The following is a 21,478-nucleotide window of genomic DNA, read 5'->3' on the forward strand; positions in this document are numbered from 1 at the left end:
CCTTTCGGGCGACAGCGTCAGGCGAGCGTGAGCGGTAGCCTCGAAGAGTGAGACTTCGACCCGACCGGCGCGCCCTGACCCATGCCCTCCTCTGGACGGGCATCTCGGCGGCCATCGGCGTGTTTGCGCTCATCGTCATCGTCGGTACCGAATGGCCGGATTTCGAGGAGGCGGGTGCCCGCACCGGAGCGCTCGGTGCCGAGCTGTTCATCCATATTCTCTTCGGCCTCATCTCTTTGGCCTGCCTGCCCATCGTCCTTGCCTTCGACGGACGGACGATCCCCCGCAGATCACTGCGCCCCAAGGTGATTGCGGCTGAAAAGCTGCGCGATTTCCTCACGAACACTGGTCGCGGCGGCGTAGAATTCCTCGCCTCGGACGGCTCCGTCGAATCCCTGCAGCGTCGGCCCGGCGGCTGGGTTCCGGTGGCGGTCGGATTCCTCGGCATCGTCACCGGTACGATCGGCGTCCTCGGCGCATTCGCCGGACTGCTCATCCTCATCACCCTCACGTCTCGACGCAGCTGGTCACTCGACTTCACCTGCCTCGCTGCCGCGATCATCTCCCAGGCTCTGACGTACACGCTCACTCCGACGGCGGTCGGAGCGTTCGAACTTCCACTGTTCCTCGTCAACGGAACCGTCTACGCAATGATCGTCGTCATCGGCGTCATCCGCGGATCCCGCGAACAGGGGCTCATCGACACCGCCGCGCAGACGCTTCTGCGTGAACGCTCGCGCCAGGACCGTGCCGTCGCTGAGGTGCGGCGCGGCATCGCCCGCGACATGCACGACTCCCTCTCGCACCACCTCAGCGTCATCGCCATGTACTCCGGTGCACTGTCCGTCAGGCGAGACCTCGACCCCGAGTCCGTCCACGAAAGCGCCCGACTCATCGCCAGCAGCGCCCGCCGCTCAGGAATCGAGTTGCGAGAGGTCCTGACGATGCTGCGCGGAGACGACCAAGGCACAGTGATCGACCCCGATCTCGACCGCCTCGTCGCCGACCGCCCGGAGTCGGTGACCCTGATCTACTCCGAACCGCTCACCTCCGAATCACTGCACGCCCTGGGCAGCCTCGAACGAATGACGATCTACCGCTTCGTCCAAGAGACCATGACCAATGCCCTCAAACACGCGCTTGGTGAGATGCTCACCATCACCATCGGCGGCGAGGGCGATGACGCCGTTCGATTTATCACGATGACCGCGCACAATCACTACCCGGACAGCCTCCACGGCGCCCCGGCACACGGCGAACCCCACCGCAAGCAGTACATCGCCGGCTCCGGCCTGGGGATTCTGGGCATCAAGGAAAGAGTGGAGGCGATGGGCGGTGACCTCGAGGTCAGCCATTATCCTGACTTCGAACTGCGAGCTCGCATCCCCGTCCAGAACACGGAGGAGATCAGCGCATGAGCATCAGAACGATCATCGCCGACGACGAGTCCCTCATGCGCTCGGGTCTGCGCCTGCTCCTCGGCGCGGCCGATGACATCGACATCATCGCCGAGGCGGCAAACGGTGCCGAGGCCATCGAGCTCGTCCGAGAGCTGAGTCCAGACCTCGTTCTCATGGACATCCGCATGCCCGTCATGGACGGACTCGAGGCCACCCGTGCCCTCATGGCGCAGACTCTTCATCCGGAGGTTCTCATCCTCACAGCCTTCGGCACCGACGAATTCGTGCTTCAGGCACTGCGCTCGGGAGCCGCCGGCTACATCCTCAAGGACACTCCGCCAGAAGATCTCATCCACGCGGTTCGGGCAGCCGCGAACGGCACACGAACCTTGTCACCAAGTGCGGTCGAGTCCCTGCTGGGACGTGACACCACCTCGGCGACAGCGGTGGCTGGTGCTTCGAATTGGAACAGCGCACCGATCGGACCTGATCCCTTGGAGCCCCTGACCACACGAGAACGGGAGATCGCCGAGGCGGTCGCTCAGGGGATGACGAATGCGCAGGTGGCGCGGGCGCTGTTCGTCTCCACGGCCACGGTGAAGACCCACCTGGCGCGCATCTTCTACAAACTCGACGTCAGCACCCGCGTGCAATTGGCCCTGCTCGTCAACGAACGGCGCTGAGCGGCGAGGGACGGACTCAGATCACTTCGGGGCCATGCGGATGGCCCCGTCGAGGCGGATGGTCTCACCGTTGAGCATCGGGTTGGCGACGATCGATTCGACGAGCTGCGCGTACTCGGCGGGCTTGCCCAGCCGAGACGGATGGGGAATCGACTTCGCCAGAGACTCCTGAGCCTCTTCGGGCAGACCGGCCATCATCGGGGTCTCGAAGATACCCGGCGCGATCGTCACGACACGGATCTGTGAGGAAGCAAGTTCGCGCGCCATCGGCAGGGTCACCGAGGCGATTGCACCCTTGGACGCGGAGTAGGCGATCTGTCCGATCTGACCGTCGAAGGCCGCGACCGAAGCGGTGTTGACGATGACGCCGCGTTCCTCACCCACATTCTCCTGCGCCTGCATCGCGGCGGCGGCGAGGCGGCATACGTTGACCGTGCCCACGACGTTGATGTTCAGCACCTTCGAAAACGCGTCCAAAGCCAGTGGGCCCTTGCGCGAGACGAGCTTGCCGGGAGTCGCAACTCCCGCGCAGTTGACGACGACGCGCAGCAGCCCGAGACCGGTCGCCATGTCGACGGCGGCCTGAACCTGCTCTTCGTTCGTGACATCGGCGGAGACGAAATGGGCGCTGGAGCCCAGTTCCGATGCCACCTGCTGACCCACCTCGGCGTTGAGATCGACCATGACGACCTGAGCGCCGGCGGCCAGGAGCCGTTCCGTGGTGGCCCGGCCGAGCCCTGATGCCCCGCCGGTGACGAGTGCGACTGTGCTGTTGAGATCCATGAGTATCCTTCGCATGACTGAAGTGAACGTGTGAGTTGGTTCGACTTTAACGCAAGCACGTCGGGTCCGGACACGACGAAGCCCGCCGACCATTCGGTGCGGCGGGCTTCGGACGTGTCAGCTGCCGGGGAGGGGATTCCTCATCTGCAGGGTGCGCTGATGACGGTCAGGCTGCCTGCTCTTCGGAGGCGGAATCCTCGCGCACGGACTTCAGGGCCTCGCCCCAGGACACAAGGTCATCGGCCATCGAAGCGAACGGAGTCGCAGAGACCTCGGTCGGAGTGAAGACGCCATCGGCGAAGTCGGTGAAGAGGCTGAAGGAGGCCTGGTCACGGACGACAGCGAGCTTGTAGTTGGCGAGGATATGGCGCAAGTGCTCGGCGGCACGCACACCCTTGTCGGCGCCGTAGTTCACGATGCCGGCGACCTTGTGGTTGAACTCGCTGGCCACGAAGTCCAGGGCGTTCTTCAGCGATCCGGAGATCGAGTGGTTGTACTCAGGGGTGACGAAGATGAAGGCATCGAATTCGGCGAGCTTGGCACCCCACGCCTTGGTGTGGTCGTTCTGGTACATGTTCGCGCCGGCTGGGATGACTTCGTCGAGCAGCGGCAGATTGAAATCACCGAAGTCGACGATCTCGGCGCGCACGTCCTCGCGACCGGCCAACTGGTCCTTGGCCCAGGCGACGACCTGCGGATTGAGTGCCTGCGGGCGCGAAGTTCCGGGAATGATGGCGATGTTGAGCATGTCCGTCCTCAGTTCATTCATAGGGTGCGATGTCAGGTAGTGCTGGTTTCAGGTGATCGGCACCGGCAGTCTTCGTCCGTGCCATCCACATCTGCCCAACATGATTGAACCGTCAATCATTCCCATTCGCCACGGTGATTGGCGTCACTTCAGGTTGCCTGTATGGGGCGGCACCCGCACGTGCCGACCACAGCCAGCGCACACCTCGGCGGCGCGAGATCCGCGAATCCTGGCCGGAAACGGCCAATGTCACCCCAACGTCATGTATCCTCGGTTGGCAAGTGAAAGATTGTTCGATATCCGACCGTCAAGGAGCATCAGCACCGTGAGATCAACCAACGGCCGCAACAACATCCTCCGCTCGGCTCGGGACACCTTCGCCGCAAAGGGATTCGACGGTGCCTCCATCCGCGATATCGCACAGGCCGCAGGACTGAGTCTGTCCGCACTCTACTATTACTTCCCGTCCAAGCAGGAAGCTCTCTACGAGCTCGTGCACACGGCGTACACCTGGTACAGCGAGCACAGCCGAGCCGCCATCGCCGAGGTGGGCGATGATCCGACCGAGCAGCTGACCGTGGCCGTACGCTACCTGGCTCGGTACCGGATGGAGAATGTCTCGGTGTCCACCGTGCTGCTGCGCGACACCGAACGGCTGACCGGTGACAACGCCGCTCGCGTCAAAGAACTCCAGCGTGAGGCACGAGTCATCATGGGCGACATCGTCCAAGCCGGTATAGACGCCGGGACGTTCCACGTCGACAGTGCGCAGCTTGTCACGCGCGCGATCCACTCGATCTGCAATTCACTCTCACTCTGGTACCGACCCACCGGCGACCTGACTCCCGATGTCATCGAGCGCGATTTCACTCAGTACTCCCTGCGCATCCTCGGCATCGACCCCAGCGCAGAGGAGCTTGACCGGCTCATGGCGCTGCCGATCAGCCAGGCAGGCATGCTCGACTTCATCTCCGCCGACCAGGCCTGACCCCGCGACGGCCAGACCCGACCCCGCTATATTCGCCCGAAGGGACTAAACACGCACGGCGCCGCGCGTGTTTAGTCCCTTCGGGTATTTTTTGTCGCTAGTTTGGACCGCCGCTCAGCCGGCCGTGGTGCGCAGGCTGCGGGCGAGTCCGCGGCGCTTGGCCTGCTCGTCCGGGTCGGGCACCGGCAGAGAGGCGATGAGTCGCTTCGTGTAGTCGTTGCTCGGTGACCCGAGCACCTGTTCACCCGTGCCCTCTTCCAGCAGCTCACCGTGGAACAGCACACCGATGCGGTCGGAGAGCATGTCGACGACAGCCAGATCGTGGCTGATGAACAAGGCGGCGAAGTCGAACCTGTTCTGCAGCTCGACGAACAGCTCGAGCACCTTGGCCTGCACCGACACGTCCAGGGCAGAGGTCGGCTCATCGGCGACGAGCAGTTCCGGATCGAGTGCGAGACCACGGGCAAGGGAGGCCCTCTGGCGCTGGCCGCCCGAGAGTTCGTGCGGGTACCTGGCACCGTAGGCCTTCGGCAGCTGCACCGAGTCGAGCAGTTCGAGCACGCGCTTCTCACGATCCCTCGGCGACATGTCCCGCTGGTGGATGGCGAACGGCTCCGCCACACACTCACCGATCGTCAGGTGCGGGTTGAACGAGGCCGCCGGGTCCTGGAACACGAACCCGATGCGGCGCCTGATCGGAGAGAAGGCGCGTTCCTTGAATCCGACCATCTCATGCCCGAGCACCTGGAGGCTGCCTCCACTGGCCCTGGTCAGACCTGCGATGGCACGCCCGATCGTGGTCTTGCCCGATCCCGATTCGCCGACCAGTCCGTAGACCTCGCCGGCCTTGATGTCGAAGCTGACCGAGGACACCGCCTGGAAGTCCGACCGTCCGAATCCTCCCGGATAGACGATGTCGAGGTTGCGAGCAACGACGATGGAATCGCGTTCGTCCCGAGGCTTGCCGGGGTCCGCATCAGCGCCAGTGGATTCGCGGGCGGATTCGCGGGCGGATTCACCGGCGCGATCCGCCTTCGCCGAGGCGGCAGCGGCCTTGCGGCTGCCGACGACCGTTGATCCCAAGCGGGGAACGGCACCGAGGAGGTCGCGCGTGTACTGCTCCTTCGGGTCGCTGAAGAGCTGCTTGACCGACGAGACCTCGACGAGGTCTCCGCGATACATCACGGCCACGCGGTCGGCGAGATCGGCGACAACGCCCATGTTGTGGGTGATGAGCACGATCGCGGTTCCCGTCTCATCGCGCAGGTCACGCAGCAGGTCGAGGATCTCTGCCTGGACGGTGACGTCGAGAGCAGTCGTCGGCTCGTCGGCGACGATGAGCTCGGCACCGAGGGCGAGCGCCATGGCGATGACGATGCGCTGCTTCTGTCCACCGGAGAACTGGTGCGGGTAGTAATCGAAGCGGCTCTGCGCATCGGGGATCCCGACCTGCTCCATGGCTGTGATGACCTTGGCCTTGAGTTCGGCCTTGCTCGCACGCCGGTGGTGGGCGCGCAGGCCTTCGGCGATCTGCCATCCCACCGTGTAGACGGGGTTGAGTGCCGTCGATGGCTCCTGGAACACCATCGACACATCTGTTCCGCGCATCTTGCGCAGCTGTTCCCCGGAGACGCTGAGGACGTCCTTGCCGGAGACGATGACTGCACCCGATCGCTGGGCGGTCTCGGGCAGGAGCCCGAGGATGGAGCGTGCGGTCACGGTCTTGCCCGAGCCGGATTCGCCCACGATCGCGAGCACTTCGCCTGGAGTCACTGACAGCGACACGTCCTTGACTGCGTGCACATCTCCACCGTCGGTGGAGAAGGTGACATTGAGACTCTCGACGTCGAGGATGGATTTGGCTGTGGTCGTTTCGTTCACGTTTTCACTCATCACTTGGCATCCTTCGTCTTCGCTTTGCGGCGCACCCGCAGACGCGGATCGTTGAGGTCGTTCATCGACTCACCGACCAGCGTGATGCCCAGGACCGTGAGCACGATGGCCAGACCCGGGTAGACCGACGTCCACCACACACCGCTGGTGACGTCGGGCAGTGCCTTGTTGAGGTCATAGCCCCATTCCGACGCCGAGGTGGGTTCGATTCCGAAGCCCAGGAACCCTAGTCCGGCCAAGGTCAGAATCGCCTCGGAGGAGTTGAGGGTGAAGATCAGCGGCAGGGTGCGTGTGGCATTGCGGAAGATGTGCTTCGAGATGATCCTGGTCTTCGAAGCGCCGAGGACGATCGCAGACTCCACGAAGGGTTCTGCTTTGAGTCGCAGAGTCTCGGCGCGGACGACGCGGAAGTACTGCGGGATGAAGACCACGGTGATCGAGAACGCGGCCGCGGCGATGCCGCCCCACGCACTCGACTGGCCTCCGGAGATCGCAATCGACATGACCAGGGCCAACAGCAGGGTCGGGAAGGCGTAGACCGCATCGGCGATGACGACGAGGATTCGGTCGAGCCAACCACCGAGGTAGCCCGAGACGAGCCCGAGGATGACACCGGCGAAGAGCGACATGATCACAGCGACGATGATCACAGCCACCGCGGTCTGGGCTCCCCAGACGACGCGGGAGAACACGTCGTAGCCACCTACTGTGGTGCCCCAGATGTGGGTTCCGCCAGGTGGCAGCTTCGATCCGAAGTTGCCTTCGGCGGTGCCAAGCTGATTGAACCCGTATGGGGCGATGAGCGGGGCGAACACTGCGCAGATGAGGACGATGCCGCACAGGATGAGTCCCGTGATGAGCATTCCTCGCTGCAGACCGACCGATTGGCGCAGATGGGAGACGATCGGCAGGCGGTTGAACCAGGATTTCTTGGCCTTGTCGTCATACGCGATAGCAGGGACACCGGAACCGGGGGCCACCTCGGCGAGGTTCTCATTACTGCCTGGAGCCTGTGATGTGTTGTCTGAAGTGGACATCAGTACCTCACTCGGGGGTCGATGAAGGCGGCGATGACGTCGACGAGGAAGTTGGTCAGCGCCACGATGATGGCGAGGAAGACCACGATTCCCTGGACGGCCACGAAGTCACGGGCGGTGAGGTATTCGGCGAGCTTGAAGCCCAGTCCCTTCCATTCGAACGTCGTCTCCGTGAGCACGGCACCGGCGAGCATCAGGGCGATCTGCATGCCCATGACGGTGATGATCGGGATCAGCGCCGGACGGTAGGCGTGCTTGGTGACCAGCCGGAATTCGGAGATGCCGCGGGAGCGGCCCGAGTCGATGTACTGCTGACCCAGCGTGCCGATGAGGTTCGTGCGCACCAGCCGGAGGAAGACTCCTGCCGTGAGCACTCCGAGGGCGATGGCAGGCAGCACCGCGTGGGCGAGCACATCTCCGAGGACCTCGACGTTTCCGATGCGGATCGCGTCGATGATGTAGAACCGGGTGGGACCGACCACGCCCGACATGATGTACTCGGTCTCGGTGGTGCCGCGACCGGCGACGGGCAGGATCGGCAGAAAGACGCCGAAGACCAGCTTGAGGATCATGCCGGCGAAGAACACCGGAGTGGCGTAGCCGAGGATCGCAAGGATGCGAAGCGCGGCATCGGGCGCCTTGTCGCGGTGGTAGGCGGCGAGCATTCCGAGGGGGATGCCGATGATGAACGCGACGATGAGGGCATAGAAGACGAGCTCGACGGTCGCGGTTCCGTAGTTGAGGAGGATCGACGACACCGGCTGTCCGTCGGAGATCGCGGTGCCGAAGTCGCCCTTGAGCAGATTGCCCATGTACTCCAGGTACTGGACGAGGATCGGCCGGTCATAGCCGGCGGCGTGGATGCGCTCGGCCAGCTGGTCCGTCGTCAGGCGCCCGCCCATTGACGCGGAGATCGGGTCGCCGGTGATCCTCATCAGGAAGAAGACGAGTGTGGTGAGGATGAAGATGGTGGGAATGATGAGGAGGAATCGGATGAGGACGTAGCGTCCCAGTCCGCCTCCCGAAGGCTTCTTCACCGCGACCGAGGTCTCGGCGGCTTCTGCCCCTGGTTCGCTGATGGCTGCAGTCATGTGTTCCTTCATTGCTGGCGTCGACGCTCGAAGATCTCGCGTGCCGACGTGGTTCTCGTTCGGTGCCACAAGGTGCGGACACGGCCTGATGCCGGTGCGAACGCACCACGAGGTGCAGGTGGGCCAGACGGCTCACCTGCACCTCGTATCGACGATCAGTTCGCTGATCGTCGGAGCATCGCCGTGCGCACTCTCACGCCGATGGCGACGCGTGTGGTTCGCGCTCTCACTTGCTCAGCAGTGCCAAACGGAACTGGAATGCAGGGTCGAGGGTGTCATCGACGCCCTTGACGTCCTTGCCGGACACGGCGATCTGGTTGCCCTGAAGGAGCGGCAGAGTCGGCAGTTCGTCAGCGAGCTGACCTTGGATCTTCTTCAGCGCTTCCGCGCGCTTGCCCTTGTCGTCGATGGACGACTGAGCGTTCAGCGCCTTGTTCATCGACTTGTTCCTGTAGTTGTTGTCCAGGAAGCTCGGAGTCTCCTCTGTGTCGTAGAAGAACGGCACGAGATAGTTGTCCGCGTCCGAGTAGTCCGGGAACCAACCCAGCTGGTACATCGGGTAGGAGTCGGCAGTGCGGTCCTTGTTGTACTGCACCCATTCGGTCGACTGGAGGTTGACCTTGAACAGCCCCGTCTTGTCCAGCTGGTCCTTGACCAAGGCGTATTCGTCGCCCGATGAGGGACCGTAGTGGTCGGGGTTGTACTGGAGGTTGAGCTTGACCGGGGTCTTGACGCCGGCATCCTTGAGGGCCTTCTTGGCCTTGTCGACGTCGGCACCTCCCTTTCCATCTCCGTATTCCGACTTCAGCGGCTCGTCGGCTCCCGGCAGTCCGTCGGGGACGTGGGAGTACAGCGGGGTGAAGGTGTCCTTGTAGACCTGCGAGGCGATGGCCTGACGGTCGACGGAATCGGCCATGGCCTGGCGTACTGCCAGTGACTTCTTCTCATCGGCCTCATCGGTCTTCGCACCGAAGGGCATCGTGTCCATGTTGAACACGATGTAGCGGATCTCGCCGCCGGGGCCCTTGTGGACCTTGAGGTCTTCCTTGGTGCCGAGGTCTTCGATGTCGGTGGCCGACAGCGATCGCCAGGCCACGTCGATCTTGCCTTCTTGGACCTCGAGCTTCATGTTGTTCGCGTCCGAGAAGTACTTCATCTGCACGGTCTCGGTCTTCGCCGGCTCGATGAAGCCTTCATAGTCGGGATTGGCCTTGTAGGTCAGCAGCTCATTGAACTTGAAGCCGTCGATCGTGTAGGGACCAGCGAAGGCCTTGCCATCGACGATGGCCTGGTTCTCGGTGATCTTGTCCGGCTCGAACACGTCCTCATCGACAATGGGTCCTGCGGCGCTGGCGAGGACTCCCGGCCAGGTCTGGTCGTTCTTGCGCTTGAGGTTGAAGACGACGGTCTGCTCGTCCGGGGTTTCGACCGACTTCAGACCGCCGAGGAGGGACGAAGGCCCGTTCGGATCCTGAATCTTCAGCTGTCGCTCGAACGAGAACTTCACGTCCGAGGAGGTGAGTTCGTTTCCGTTGGCGTACTTCAGCCCCTCTTTGAGTTTGACCTCGTACTTCGTCGGTTCACTGAAATCAGCTGATTCAGCGATGGAGGGATTGAGCTCTGCCGTGCCCGGCTTGTAGGCCAAGATGAACGGGTAGACCTGCTGTTCGACGAGCGAGCTTCCGTTGTCGTAGGCACCGGCCGGGTCGAGAGCGACAACCTTGTCCGTGGTGCCCACTGTGAGGGAACCACCGCCCTCTTCGCCGTCTCCACCAGTTGTCGAGGTCGAGCATGCCGAGAGTAGCAAAGCGCCGGCAGCGGCGATGGCCACTGCCTTTGCACCAGTTCGACGTTTCATTGTGTTCCTTGTCATCCAAAGTGCTCTCCGTGTCGTCTTTGCTCGGAGAGATCCGCACCACATCTTACGGTTCGCGTCCCAAATAGTGAACTTCACAGTATGATTCCGCCCACTCTGTCACCACATTGAAATGTGCCGATGGCGTCACCGAAATCGGCGTCCGGGTTGATTTTCCGGGCCGTGACCACCGGATTTGCGTCACGGGTCACAATCCGTTTGACTTATGAAGTCGATCACAGAGAAAGCTCATGCCCCTTTCCGTGATCGCCCATATAAATGCCTGATCCAGCTCACTGCCGGATCCCGCCCAATGATCAATCCCGTCTTCTGCCTCCTGATTGGAGAAGCATGTCCGCAGTCCTCGAATGGCTCAACGGCATCATCTGGTCGTCTGCCCTCGTCTACCTGTGCCTCGGTGCAGGTGTCTACTTCACGATCCGTTCCCGCGCCGTCCAGATCCGACAGATCAAAGCGATCTTCACCCAGATGTTCCGCGGCAAGAGCTCCGATGAGGGCGTCTCCTCGTTCCAGGCTCTGGCGATGTCGCTGGCCGGTCGAGTAGGCGTCGGCAACATCGCAGGTGTCGCCACCGCCATCGGCTTCGGTGGCCCCGGTGCTGTCGTGTGGATGTGGATCTCCGCGCTGCTCGGCGCCTCGACCTCCTATGTCGAATCAACGCTTGGCCAGGTGTTCAAGGAGCAGGACCCCAAGACCAGTGAATACCGAGGCGGTCCGGCTTACTACATCGAGAAGGCCTACCGGCACACCAAGGCCAAGGGCCTGTTCAAGGTCTACGGCATGGTCTTCGCGGCAGTCACGGTCTTGGCCATGAGCTTCATGCTCCCGGGCATCCAGTCCAACGCCATCTCCGGAGCCGTTGAGAACGCGTGGGGAACTCCGACCTGGGTGACTGCGATCGTCCTCGCCGTCATCATGGGCTTCATCGTCATCGGCGGGGTCAAGCGCATCGCGCACTTCGCTTCGTTGGCTGTGCCCTTCATGGCCGTCATCTACATCATTGCCGCGATCGCCGTGACACTGATCAACGCCGACCAGATCATCCCGATCTTCCAGCTCGTCTTCACCTCGGCCTTCGGCATCGACGCCGGACCAGAGGCCGCCTTCGGCGGAATCATCGGCATGGCCGTCCAGTGGGGCGTCCAGCGCGGAATCTACTCGAACGAAGCTGGTCAGGGCACCGGACCTCACGCGGCTGCAGCCGCCGAGGTCTCGCACCCGTCGAAACAGGGCCTCGTCCAGGCTGGGTCGGTCTACATCGACACCCTGTTCGTGTGCTCCGCAACTGCGTTCATGATCCTCTCCACCGGCATGTACAAGGTCTTCGGCGAAAACGGCACGACAATCATCGGCACGGGGCGCGGCCAGATGGTCGAAGAGATCGCCGCGACGCCGGGCGAGAAGTGGCCGCAGGCCGGTCTCGACACGATGATCTCCGGCTTCGGTGCCGGCTTCATCGCGATCTCGATCTTCCTCTTCGCCCTGACGACCATCGTCGCCTACTACTACATGGCCGAGACCAACCTGGTCTACCTGCTGGGTCGGATCAAGAACCCCCTGGCGCTGACCATCGGTACGCGTGCGCTGCAGGTGCTCATCCTCATCGCGGTCGCCGTCGGTGCGATGTCGACCTCCGGCAGTGCCTGGGCACTCGGCGATATCGGTGTGGGGCTCATGGCCTGGCTCAATATCATCGCGATCCTCATCCTGCAGGGTCCTGCGTTCAAGCTCCTCCGGGACTTCGAACGCCAGACGAAACAGGGCCTGGACCCGGTCTTCGATCCCAAGGCGCTCAACATCCGGAATGCCGATTTCTGGGACAAGCGCATGGCCAAGGTGAAGTCGGGAGAAGCAGTCTCGGAGGGCTGATCACACGCCGTCGGTGCCGATCGCAGGTCGGCACCGACACTCACAGATGAATACACAGTGATAAATGCTCGCGAGGTCCGGGACAATGGTGTCCCGGACCTCGCGTCGTACTGCTATTGCTGTGTCTCTACAAGCTGCTGTGCTGCTCCGCAGCTTCGGCGTGTACCGCTTACTTCAGGCTGGTGCCGGCGGAGCCGAGGTTCTGACAGGCTTCGACGATGCGATCGGCCATGCCGGCCTCTGCTGCCTTACCGTAGGCGCGCGGGTCGTAGATCTTCTTGTTTCCGACCTCACCGTCGATCTTGAGCACTCCGTCGTAGTTGCGGAACATGTGCTCGACGACTGGGCGGGTGAAAGCGTACTGGGTGTCCGTGTCGATGTTCATCTTCACGACACCGTGACGCACTGCCTCGGCGATCTCCTCTGCGCTCGAACCCGAGCCGCCGTGGAAGACGAGGTCGAAGGGCTTGTCCTTGCCGACCTGCGCGCCGACGTCGGTCTGGATCTCACCGAGCAGCTCGGGACGCAGCTTCACATTGCCCGGCTTGTAGACGCCGTGGACGTTTCCGAAGGTCAGCGCCGTGAGGTAGCGGCCCTTCTCGCCGGATCCCAGGGCCTTGACAGTGGCCAGACCATCGGCGACCGAGGTGTAGAGCTTCTCGTTGATCTCGTTCTCAACGCCGTCCTCTTCGCCGCCGACGACGCCGACCTCGATCTCGAGGATCGAGTGAGCTGCTGCCGAGAGCTCGAGCAGCTCCTCGGCGAGGACCAGGTTCTCATCGAGGGGCACGGCCGAACCGTCCCACATGTGCGACTGGAAGTAGGGCTCGCCGCCGTTCTTCACGCGTTCGGTCGACAGAGCCAGAAGCGGCTTGACCCATTCTTCGACCTCCTTCTTCGGGGCGTGGTCGGTGTGCAGTGCGATGTTGACGTCGTAGCTCTTGGCCACCTCGGCGGCGAAGACGGAGAACGCAATGGCACCGCGGACGCGGTCTTTGATCGTCGGGCCGGAGATGTACTCGGCACCGCCGGTCGAGATCTGGACGATGCCGTCGGATCCGGCCTCAGCAAAGCCGCGGATGGCCGCGTTGATCGTCTGCGAGGAGGTGCAGTTGATCGCGGGATAGGCGAAGCCCTCGGACTTCGCCCGGTTGATCATCTCGGAATACACTTCGGGGCTTGCAATGGGCATAGGGGCTCCTTAATCGGTGGATTCGATGCGCTTTCGGTTGCCCCCAGACTACTCGGTCTCCGGCGGGCGACAGAAGCACTCCCCGCCGTGCACACCAAATTCTCACTGGCCGGATTCCTTCCGTTCTCACCAGCGAGATCTCTCCCGCTCCCACGGCTGAGCTCCTGTGCTCGCCGAGGTGGCCCTCCGTTCACCTCGGACACCTGCCGATTCAGTACAGTGGCGTCATGCAGACGAATCCGAGATCACCGGTGGGGTCCCGTTCGAAGATACTCAGCTGGGCCCTCTGGGACTGGGGATCGGCTTCCTTCAACGCCGTCATCATCACCTTCGTCTTCGCTCCCTATCTGACGAAGAGCGTGGCGGCGACCGAGGAGGCCGGGTCTTCGGCCCTGGGCTGGTCGACGGCTGCTGCTGGACTCATCATCGCTCTCGTCGCGCCGGCGGCCGGGACCCGCGCCGACTCCGGCGGGCGGCACAAGCTGTGGCTGGGAGTCCACACCGGAATCGTCATCCTCACGATGTTCGGCCTCTTCTTCGTCCGTGACTCCCCCGATTATCTATGGCTGGGTCTGCTCCTCATCGCCATGGGCAGCGTGTTCTTTGAATTCGCCGAGGTCTCCTACAACGGCATCATGGTCCGCATCACCCAGCCTGACAATGTCGGGAAGGTCTCCGGTTTCGGCTGGGGCATGGGCTACGCTGGCGGCCTCGTGCTCCTCGTCATCCTTCTCGTCCTCGTGATCCAACCCGAAGTGGGGCTCTTCGGTGCCGGCGATGAGGGCGGCATGAGATTCCGAGTCGTCGCAGCCCTCTCTGCGGTCTGGTTCGCGATCTTCGCCCTGCCGGTGCTGCTCGCCGCGCCGAGCGCCAAGGTCGCGAACCCATCGTCGGGACACCCGATCAAGGCGTTCATCGCCGACTACGGCGCGCTGGTCCGCCGCCTCGTTCGGATGTGGAAGGAAGAGCACCAGACGCTGCGGTTCTTCATCGCCTCGGCGGTGTTCCGCGACGGGCTGGCCGCGATCTTCGCGTTCGCCGGTGTCCTCGCAGCGGGCAGCTACGGCTTCTCCCCCGCGGAGATCATCGTTCTGGGCGTGGCCGCCAACGTCGCAGCCGGCACGGGTGCCATGATCGCCGGCTACTTCGATGACCGCCTCGGACCGAAGTCCGTCATCATCACCGGGCTCATCATCATCCTCATCGGCGGTTTGCCGATCCTCTTCAGCGATACCGCAGCCGTGTTCTGGGTCTGCGCGCTCGTCCTCAGCTTCTGCGTCGGACCTGTGCAGGCCTCGAGCAGATCCTTCCTGGCCAGGATCACCCCGCCCGAACGGGCCGGAGAGAACTTCGGGCTCTACGCCACGACCGGTCGCGCCGTGAGCTTCCTCGGCCCGGCCATGTTCGCGGTCTCGATCTCCATCTTCGGATTCCAGCGGGCCGGGACTCTGGGCATCCTCCTCGTACTCTTCATCGGACTGCTCCTCATCATCCCGGTCAGGCCCGATGCCCCGCGCCGCTCGATGCAGGCACAGGACGGAGGGTGAAGCGCCGGGTGTGAAGCCTCCGGGTGTGAAGCGCCGGAGCACTCCTTCGAAAGGCCAACGGTTGGTCAGTTCTCCTCGATCTGAGCACGATGATCGAAGAGAACATACCAACCGTTGACGCACCCTGCACCGGCCTGCTTCAGTCGCCTGCTTCAGCCTTTGGCCAGCAGTTCGTCGATCTGGTTGATCGCTCCGGTCGAGCCTTCGACGACGCCCATGTCGAGTACGGTCGTCAGACCCTCAAGGGTGTCGAATGCCGATTCGTAGGTGACGCGAGTTCCACCCTCGATCGCTTCGAAGGTGTAGGTGTTGGTGCTGCCCGGCATCGATTCGACGGCATTGAAGTCTTCGTCTGCGAAGTAGTCGCGAAAGACGAAGCGTGCGGGCTCATCCACCGAGGAGACCTCCCAGAGACCGCAGAACTTCTCACCCTCAGGGCTGGTCATGTAGTAGGTGACCCTACCTCCAGGGGTCAGCGAGTGGTCGACGACCGTGGCCGGATAGGTGGGTGGCCCCCAGACTCGCTCCAACTGGCGCGGGTCGGCGTAGACCTCCCAGACTCGCTCCGGCGTCGCCGCGAATTCAGCGACCATCGTCAGGGTCAGCGTTTCTTCATCATGGGTGGTGTCTAGAACTGGCATGGCCTCTCCTCGAATGTCTCTTCTCCCGCCCAGTTGACGGGACCGGGTCACTTCATCGACCGGCAGCCTCGTCGTCGGCAAGCAGGTCATCGATGCGCGCAACTCTCGCACGCCACATGTCCTCGAGCTCGTTCAGCAGCGACGCCACGGTGCGGATCGCGCTCATCTCGACTCGAGCGATCTGCGCCCTGCCGACTCGCCGCTTCGACACGAGTCCCGCGCGCTCGAGCGCAGCAACGTGCTTCTGCACCCCCGCGAAACTCATCTCATAGGAATCGGCGAGCTCGGACACTGAAAGCTCCTCATCCATGACTCGCCGCACGATGTCCCGGCGCGTCCGATCGGCCAATGCCTGGAACATCGCATCCACCTGATCGTCCAGAAGTGCCTCCATGACATCAATAATACAACCATCTGGTTGTACGTCAAGAACTATTCGCCAGCTATTGACTCGCTGGTTGAACACGTGTTTAATATTAAACATGCGTTCAAACTATGATGATTCGGACTCGAAGAATTCCGAAACGACAGCGGCAAGGCCCAATCGCGCTCCTCATGTCTCTCCGGAGACGGCAGAGCGGATCCTCGGCGCCGCCGTCAAAGAGTTCGCCGAGCACGGATTCACGAAGACGACGATCCGCGGCATCGCCTCGGCGGCAGAAGTCTCCCCGGGGCTCGTCATCCATCATTTCGGTTCGAAGGAAGGTCTGCGCACCGCCTGCGACGACCACGTCTTCGACGCCATCGCCACGGCAAAAGCTGCGAATGCCGAATATGCCAGCCGAGCCATGCAGATGATGTTCGACGACCCGAGCATGGCCATGAACATCAACTACCTCATGAAGTCACTGCTTGATCCCAGCGAACACGGCCAACGCTATTTCGAGCACTACCTCAACCTTGTCGAGGACTACATCGCCCATGGCTTCGCCGGATACGAGTTCCGGCAGAGCGAAGACCCTCGAGGGCAGGCGGCAACAATCGCGACCCTGGCGCTGGCCCCGACGATGCTCGAACACCGGCTGCAGGAATCTCTGGGCACGAACGGCCTAGCGGAGACGATGACTCGCCTCGCACCTCACCTGCTCGACCTCTACCTCAACGGCGTCCTCGAGGCCGTCCCCGACGGTGCAGACACCGGACCCGTTTCCTACGCTGCCCGACCTGATCGTGCAGACACAGATTCCGAACCCACCGACTCATTGGGAGGCGATCAATCATGACCACGAAGACGAGCACCCCGACGCCCACCTCGGCGACCGCCGGCCACGACACCGCGGCCATCTCCATACAGGACGTCGTCAAGAGATACGGTCGCGTACGCGCGCTCGACGGGCTGTCGCTCGACGTCGCCCGCGGCGAGGTCCATGGCTTCCTGGGCCCGAACGGTGCCGGAAAGTCCACGACCATCCGAATTCTGCTCGGAATCCTCAAACATGATTCGGGACGCATCAGGCTCCTCGGGGAGGATCCCTGGGCGAAAGCGGTGTCGCTGCACCGCAGGCTCGCCTATGTCCCCGGTGACGTCGAACTCTGGCCGAGCCTGACCGGCGGTGAGGCGATCGACCTGTTCGCACGGCTGCGCGGCGGGGTCGACACACGCAGACGGGATGAGCTCATCGAGCGCTTCGACCTCGACCCGCGCAAGAAGGGCCGGACGTACTCGAAGGGAAACAGGCAGAAGGTCGCACTGATCTCCGCGCTGGCCTCCCACGTCGACGTGCTGCTCCTCGATGAACCGACGGCCGGCCTCGACCCACTCATGGAGGCCGTATTCCAACAGTGCATCAGAGAGGCTAAGGAGGAGGGGCGCACGGTTCTGCTGTCGAGCCACATTCTGGCTCAGGTGGAGGCGCTGGCCGATCGGGTATCGATCATCAGGTCAGGACGGATCGTCGAATCCGGTGCCCTGGCAGATCTGCGCCACCTGTCGCGGACGACTGTCACCGTGCAGGTGGAGACGGACATTCCGCAGCTGGTCACCATGCGCGGAGTCCACGATCTGGTCCGGGAGGGTCAGCAGCTGCACTTCAGCGCCGACACCGCCGAGCTCCCTGCCATCATGCGCGCCCTCGGCGAGCACGACATCAGGTCGCTGACCGCCACTCCCCCGACCCTCGAACAGCTGCTCCTGCGCCACTACGGCGATGCCACCGAGAGCAGCGAACCCGCTGACGGAATCCTCGCAAGGGAGGAACCATGACTCTGCTCACGAGCGCCACCGGCCACACAGGCGAGTCGTCCCGCCGCACCCAGCACGGACGACACAGCGAGGATCGTGTCGGTTCTCAGGTGACAGGACTGCGGACTCTGCTGCGACTCATGATCAGACGGGACCGATGGCGAGCGCCCATCTGGATCCTCAGCCTCGCCGCCCTCACCGCCTATTTCGCGAACGCGATCGCCGTGGTCATGGATGGCGACACTCTCGCATCGATGGTGGTATTCGCGAAGAATCCCGTCATGGGCCTGATCACCGGCCCGGGCTATGGGATGGATGACATCACGGTCCCGCGCTTCATCGTGGGCATGTACGGGGTCTTCCTCATGCTCGGCGCCGCACTGATGTCGATCACGACCATGACCCGGCATACTCGTGCCGAGGAGCAGACCGGTCGGGCGGAACTGATCCGTGCGAATGTCACCGGCCGCCACACGCAGCTCCTGGCAGCACTCGGACTCACCCTCATCATGAACCTCCTGGCAGGGGCCCTCATGTCCCTGACGTTCTTCTTCTCCGAGGCGAAGCCCGAGCCGTTCTCCTCCGCGCTCCTCTTCGGTATCAGCATCGCCGCAGCAGGGTGCGTGTTCGCCGCGATCTCTGCAGTCACCGTGCAGCTGACCTCATTCGCCCGCGCAGCCTCGGGGATCGCCGGGGCGGTGCTGGCCGCGAGTTTCGTCGTCCGCGGACTCGGAGATATGTCGGCAGTCGCCGGCGGCGATCTCAAGTGGCTGTCCTGGCTCTCACCTTTGGGTTGGTCACAGCAGACGGCTCCATACACCCTCGACCGGTGGGCTCCGCTTCTGCTGTCTCTGGCAGCCGTGGTCGTCCTCGTTCCCGTGAGCCTGTTCCTGCAGTCCCGCCGTGATCTGTCGGCCGGTATCTTCGCCGATCGCCTCGGTCGTGCTCACGCGTCGTCTGGATTGTCGACGAGTATCGGACTGGCGCTGCGCCTGCAGCGGTCGAGTCTGCTCTGGTGGTCCATCGGGGTCTTCGCCATGGCTGTCGTCTTCGGCTCCTTCACCGGAGCCATGAAAGAAGGGGCAGCGGGAATGCCGCAGGAGATCCTCGATCTCATGGGCGGTTCGCGTGGGATCGTCGACGGCTACATCGGCTACATGGCCCTCTACTTCGCCATGATCGTCTCCGCCTATGCGATCATCGCCGCTTCGGGTCTGCGGTCCGAGGAATCGGGTTTCCGCACGGAACCGGTGCTCGCCACTGCTGTGGGGCGTGGCCGGTGGGTCCTGTCATGGACGCTTGTGACGCTGCTCGGCTCTCTGTGGCTCATGGTTCTGGCGGGGGCAGGCGAAGGACTGGGCGCGGCCGCATCGACCGGTGACTGGTCCCTGCTGGGACCGGCAGTCCTCGGTCACCTCGCACAGACTCCCTCGATTTGGGTCCTGCTCGGGCTGGCCCTCGCGCTCTACGGTTTCGCGCCGAGGCTGCAGGGACTGGTCTGGCTCGTCTTCGTCTACAGCGCAGGCCTGGCCCTGTTCGGGCAGATGATGCGCCTCGACGAGGCCGTCCTCAACACCTCCGTCTTCGTCCACATCGGACAGTACCCTGCCCAGGATCTGGCCGCCGAGGCGGTCGTGGTCCTGACCGCGGCAACCGCGGTTCTCGTCGGGTTGGGGGTGCTCGGGTTCCGGAGACGGGACCTCATGACGGCGTGACGACCGGACCGAAGGGCAGAGACGAGCCCAAGTGAGATGAATTCGTCACCTTCAGATGACCCCGGTGCGATCTATCCTGAGAACATCGTGTGCCGCTTCGACGAAAGCATCCCCAATGACGAGAAACCCCTCCACACATGGCCCGGACATTGCCGTCCTCGGTTCAGGAGCATCCGGCACTCACGGACTGCTCCGGATCCTCACCCGCCTGACCGACCGGGAGTCATCGGTCGATGACGTGATCCGCATCGCCGTGATCGATCGTGATCACCAGTTCCACTCCGGCATCCCCTACGGTCACCGTTCCGGGCGATCCTCCCTGCTGATCTCGGCATTGGAGAGCTTCCTTCCCGACCGTGAACGCCGCGATTTCATCAGCTGGCTGGAGGTGAGACGAGAGGCGATGCTCGACTGGGCCAGAGACGGTCAAACCCCCGACTCGCCTCTGGCGGCGGCCATGGAACGCGACTGGATCCTTCGCCATGAGAATGAGGTGCGCGACGGGCGATGGGATGAGCTCTATCTTCCACGAAGGCTCTACGGTCAGTATCTGTCGGAGCTGGTTGAGCACGCCGTCGAAGCAGCCCGGGGACTCGTCGAGGTCGACTTCGTCCATGCCGATGTCAATGAGGTCATAGGCGACGGCGGTGGCGGGGTCCACCTGCGCGAACGCGGCAGCGATGGTGGTGTGCATTTCGAGCTCCACGCGCATTCCGTGCTGTTGGCCATCGGTTCACCCCCGGTACGAGATCTCGACGTTTCCAGTGCCCCGATTCTCGCCGGACCGAACACAAGTGCTGCCAGGCAGTCGAGCATCGACGACCTTCTCGGCATGGGGCTGGTCACCGACATCCATACTCCCGAGATCGAGCACGTGATCGAGAAGATCACTGTGCGACTCGAGTCCCTGCCAGTCGAGAAGCGGACGATTCTGCTGATCGGGGGGAACGCCGATGCTCTTGAGTTCCTGCTCGCATCACACAGGCTCAGGCAGGACACCGGCACTCGACTCTTCGTCCTCTCCTCGCGGGGTCGTCCTCACTATTGGCACCATGACCGTCAAGGCGAGCAGGCCTCGACGCCGATCCTTGACCGACTGTTCGAGACCGCCGAGGCTGGAGCTCCTCTGCGCGCTCGAGACCTGCATGAGGCAGTGCACGCTGAACTCGCAGCGGCGCTGACCCACGGCAACGTCAACTCGACGATCGCGGCCCTCATCGCTGCAGTCGGCTCTTCCCTGCGATATATGGACGATTTCGAGCTGTGTTCGATGGCCACCGACCACGGAGTCGCCATCTCCGATCTGCTGCGCCGCGCAGGCGGCGACTCCCTCGATTTCCTTACCGCCGGCATAGCGGACGGCACCATCACCTGCATACCCGGACGATTCCGCGAGGCCCATGTTCGCGAAGACATGCTGTTCGCCACCGTGGATCAGCTTCCGGGTGCGACGCCGACTTCAGACACGGTCACCTCACACGACGAGGCTTCGGGCGGCCCGGACCATGGATACGCTGTGATCGTCAATGGGACCGGTTTCGAGCGGGTGACAGACACTCGCTCCCCGCTGCTGCGACAGATGCTCGGCTCGGGAACCGTCCGTGCCTCAGCATCGAGAACCGGACTTGCCCTGAACGAGACGTTCCAAGCGGCGCCGGGCATCTTCGTCCTCGGACCGCTGATCGCCGGGCACCATGGCGGTGGCTCCGCCTATTGGCATATCGAAAGCGTGGTCCGGATCATCCAGCTCGCGGACGCAGTAGCCGAGCGCCTCGTCACCGAAGCCATCAGCAAACGCTCGATCAGACAGGAACTGCTCACCCCTTGAGCCTG

At 63.2% G+C, this 21,478-nt stretch carries 18 protein-coding genes; 9 read left to right on the top strand and 9 right to left on the bottom strand.

What is annotated here, in order from left to right; translation table 11 throughout:
• Positions 1-47: 47 nt before the first annotated feature.
• Together JTF07_RS06275 and JTF07_RS06280 are read left to right on the top strand one after the other, a co-directional pair.
• A complete protein-coding gene (locus JTF07_RS06275; RefSeq protein ID WP_204233375.1) occupies positions 48-1,418 on the top strand; it encodes a sensor histidine kinase in 1,371 nt (456 codons plus the stop codon).
• Entirely contained in the window at positions 1,415-2,083 is a 669-nt protein-coding gene (locus tag JTF07_RS06280; RefSeq protein ID WP_204233376.1) for a response regulator, read from the top strand. The genes JTF07_RS06275 and JTF07_RS06280 overlap by 4 nt, the downstream gene beginning before the upstream one ends.
• Before the next feature lie 21 nt (positions 2,084-2,104).
• Here JTF07_RS06280 and JTF07_RS06285 read toward each other — a convergent pair whose 3' ends face one another.
• Positions 2,105-2,866 (bottom strand): 3-hydroxyacyl-CoA dehydrogenase, encoded by a 762-nt coding sequence (locus JTF07_RS06285; RefSeq protein ID WP_204233377.1) that lies wholly within the window; start codon positions 2,864-2,866, stop codon positions 2,105-2,107.
• Positions 2,867-3,032: 166 nt separating this feature from the next.
• Positions 3,033-3,635: an NADPH-dependent FMN reductase gene (locus tag JTF07_RS06290; protein ID WP_252199338.1), complete on the bottom strand. Its 603-nt coding sequence runs from the start codon at positions 3,633-3,635 to the stop codon at positions 3,033-3,035.
• A 304-nt stretch (positions 3,636-3,939) separates the two neighbouring features.
• Between JTF07_RS06290 and JTF07_RS06295 the strand changes: the two genes are divergently transcribed.
• Positions 3,940-4,602, top strand: coding sequence for a TetR/AcrR family transcriptional regulator (locus JTF07_RS06295; protein ID WP_204233378.1), 663 nt, complete (start codon positions 3,940-3,942; stop codon positions 4,600-4,602).
• Positions 4,603-4,716: 114 nt separating this feature from the next.
• Here JTF07_RS06295 and JTF07_RS06300 read toward each other — a convergent pair whose 3' ends face one another.
• The 4 genes from JTF07_RS06300 to JTF07_RS06315 all read right to left on the bottom strand — a co-directional run bounded on the left by JTF07_RS06300 (position 4,717) and on the right by JTF07_RS06315 (position 10,481).
• Positions 4,717-6,495, bottom strand: coding sequence for a dipeptide ABC transporter ATP-binding protein (locus JTF07_RS06300; protein ID WP_204233379.1), 1,779 nt, complete (start codon positions 6,493-6,495; stop codon positions 4,717-4,719).
• Positions 6,495-7,532 carry an ABC transporter permease gene (locus tag JTF07_RS06305; RefSeq protein ID WP_252199341.1) on the bottom strand — a complete coding sequence of 346 codons (1,038 nt, stop codon included), beginning with the start codon at positions 7,530-7,532 and terminating at the stop codon, positions 6,495-6,497. The genes JTF07_RS06300 and JTF07_RS06305 overlap by 1 nt, the downstream gene beginning before the upstream one ends.
• A complete protein-coding gene (locus JTF07_RS06310) occupies positions 7,532-8,623 on the bottom strand; it encodes an ABC transporter permease (protein WP_143920913.1) in 1,092 nt (363 codons plus the stop codon). Before JTF07_RS06310 ends, JTF07_RS06305 begins: the two co-directional genes overlap by 1 nt.
• A gap of 226 nt (positions 8,624-8,849) precedes the next feature.
• Entirely contained in the window at positions 8,850-10,481 is a 1,632-nt protein-coding gene (locus JTF07_RS06315; protein ID WP_204233380.1) for an ABC transporter substrate-binding protein, read from the bottom strand.
• Positions 10,482-10,829: 348 nt separating this feature from the next.
• Here JTF07_RS06315 and JTF07_RS06320 point away from each other — a divergent pair, with 348 nt between their 5' ends.
• The gene (locus JTF07_RS06320; protein ID WP_204233381.1) at positions 10,830-12,368 is read left to right on the top strand and encodes an alanine/glycine:cation symporter family protein; all 1,539 of its coding nucleotides are present in this window, start codon (positions 10,830-10,832) and stop codon (positions 12,366-12,368) included.
• A gap of 169 nt (positions 12,369-12,537) precedes the next feature.
• Here JTF07_RS06320 and fbaA read toward each other — a convergent pair whose 3' ends face one another.
• Positions 12,538-13,560, bottom strand: a complete 1,023-nt coding sequence (fbaA, locus tag JTF07_RS06325) for a class II fructose-bisphosphate aldolase (protein ID WP_143920916.1) — start codon at positions 13,558-13,560, stop codon at positions 12,538-12,540.
• A gap of 227 nt (positions 13,561-13,787) precedes the next feature.
• Between fbaA and JTF07_RS06330 the strand changes: the two genes are divergently transcribed.
• Positions 13,788-15,107 carry an MFS transporter gene (locus JTF07_RS06330; protein ID WP_204233382.1) on the top strand — a complete coding sequence of 440 codons (1,320 nt, stop codon included), beginning with the start codon at positions 13,788-13,790 and terminating at the stop codon, positions 15,105-15,107.
• Between the two features lie 152 nt (positions 15,108-15,259).
• Here the strand turns inward: JTF07_RS06330 and JTF07_RS06335 are convergent, their stop codons facing one another.
• Both JTF07_RS06335 and JTF07_RS06340 read right to left on the bottom strand, forming a co-directional pair.
• Positions 15,260-15,748 carry an SRPBCC family protein gene (locus JTF07_RS06335; protein ID WP_204233383.1) on the bottom strand — a complete coding sequence of 163 codons (489 nt, stop codon included), beginning with the start codon at positions 15,746-15,748 and terminating at the stop codon, positions 15,260-15,262.
• 52 nt (positions 15,749-15,800) lie between these two features.
• Positions 15,801-16,142 carry an ArsR/SmtB family transcription factor gene (locus tag JTF07_RS06340; protein WP_204233384.1) on the bottom strand — a complete coding sequence of 114 codons (342 nt, stop codon included), beginning with the start codon at positions 16,140-16,142 and terminating at the stop codon, positions 15,801-15,803.
• 88 nt (positions 16,143-16,230) lie between these two features.
• On the opposite strand from JTF07_RS06340, the gene JTF07_RS06345 reads away from it, so the two are divergent.
• From JTF07_RS06345 to JTF07_RS06360, 4 genes are all read left to right on the top strand, one after another.
• Positions 16,231-16,971, top strand: coding sequence for a TetR/AcrR family transcriptional regulator (locus tag JTF07_RS06345; RefSeq protein WP_204233385.1), 741 nt, complete (start codon positions 16,231-16,233; stop codon positions 16,969-16,971).
• Positions 16,968-17,951, top strand: a complete 984-nt coding sequence (locus JTF07_RS06350) for an ABC transporter ATP-binding protein (RefSeq protein ID WP_204233386.1) — start codon at positions 16,968-16,970, stop codon at positions 17,949-17,951. Before JTF07_RS06345 ends, JTF07_RS06350 begins: the two co-directional genes overlap by 4 nt.
• Entirely contained in the window at positions 17,948-19,645 is a 1,698-nt protein-coding gene (locus JTF07_RS06355) for an ABC transporter permease (protein ID WP_204233387.1), read from the top strand. Before JTF07_RS06350 ends, JTF07_RS06355 begins: the two co-directional genes overlap by 4 nt.
• 115 nt (positions 19,646-19,760) lie before the next feature.
• On the top strand, positions 19,761-21,473 hold the full coding sequence (locus JTF07_RS06360; protein ID WP_204233388.1) for an FAD/NAD(P)-binding protein: 1,713 nt from the start codon (positions 19,761-19,763) through the stop codon (positions 21,471-21,473).
• Positions 21,474-21,478 lie beyond the last annotated feature (5 nt).

It is taken from the genome of Brevibacterium sp. RIT 803 (genome assembly GCF_016892625.1).
Lineage (GTDB): Bacteria > Actinomycetota > Actinomycetes > Actinomycetales > Brevibacteriaceae > Brevibacterium.

Excerpts from the sequence above, each read along its gene's own strand:
- JTF07_RS06280 (WP_204233376.1), top strand. The coding sequence starts at position 1,415 with ATGAGCATCAGAACGATCATCGCCGACGACGAGTCCCTCATGCGCTCG.
- JTF07_RS06285 (WP_204233377.1), bottom strand. The coding sequence starts at position 2,866 with ATGGATCTCAACAGCACAGTCGCACTCGTCACCGGCGGGGCATCAGGG.
- JTF07_RS06290 (WP_252199338.1), bottom strand. The coding sequence starts at position 3,635 with ATGAATGAACTGAGGACGGACATGCTCAACATCGCCATCATTCCCGGA.
- JTF07_RS06300 (WP_204233379.1), bottom strand. The coding sequence starts at position 6,495 with ATGAGTGAAAACGTGAACGAAACGACCACAGCCAAATCCATCCTCGAC.
- JTF07_RS06305 (WP_252199341.1), bottom strand. The coding sequence starts at position 7,532 with ATGTCCACTTCAGACAACACATCACAGGCTCCAGGCAGTAATGAGAAC.
- JTF07_RS06310 (WP_143920913.1), bottom strand. The coding sequence starts at position 8,623 with ATGACTGCAGCCATCAGCGAACCAGGGGCAGAAGCCGCCGAGACCTCG.
- JTF07_RS06315 (WP_204233380.1), bottom strand. The coding sequence starts at position 10,481 with ATGAAACGTCGAACTGGTGCAAAGGCAGTGGCCATCGCCGCTGCCGGC.
- JTF07_RS06320 (WP_204233381.1), top strand. The coding sequence starts at position 10,830 with ATGTCCGCAGTCCTCGAATGGCTCAACGGCATCATCTGGTCGTCTGCC.
- fbaA (WP_143920916.1), bottom strand. The coding sequence starts at position 13,560 with ATGCCCATTGCAAGCCCCGAAGTGTATTCCGAGATGATCAACCGGGCG.
- JTF07_RS06330 (WP_204233382.1), top strand. The coding sequence starts at position 13,788 with ATGCAGACGAATCCGAGATCACCGGTGGGGTCCCGTTCGAAGATACTC.
- JTF07_RS06335 (WP_204233383.1), bottom strand. The coding sequence starts at position 15,748 with ATGCCAGTTCTAGACACCACCCATGATGAAGAAACGCTGACCCTGACG.
- JTF07_RS06340 (WP_204233384.1), bottom strand. The coding sequence starts at position 16,142 with ATGGAGGCACTTCTGGACGATCAGGTGGATGCGATGTTCCAGGCATTG.
- JTF07_RS06345 (WP_204233385.1), top strand. The coding sequence starts at position 16,231 with ATGCGTTCAAACTATGATGATTCGGACTCGAAGAATTCCGAAACGACA.
- JTF07_RS06350 (WP_204233386.1), top strand. The coding sequence starts at position 16,968 with ATGACCACGAAGACGAGCACCCCGACGCCCACCTCGGCGACCGCCGGC.
- JTF07_RS06355 (WP_204233387.1), top strand. The coding sequence starts at position 17,948 with ATGACTCTGCTCACGAGCGCCACCGGCCACACAGGCGAGTCGTCCCGC.
- JTF07_RS06360 (WP_204233388.1), top strand. The coding sequence starts at position 19,761 with ATGACGAGAAACCCCTCCACACATGGCCCGGACATTGCCGTCCTCGGT.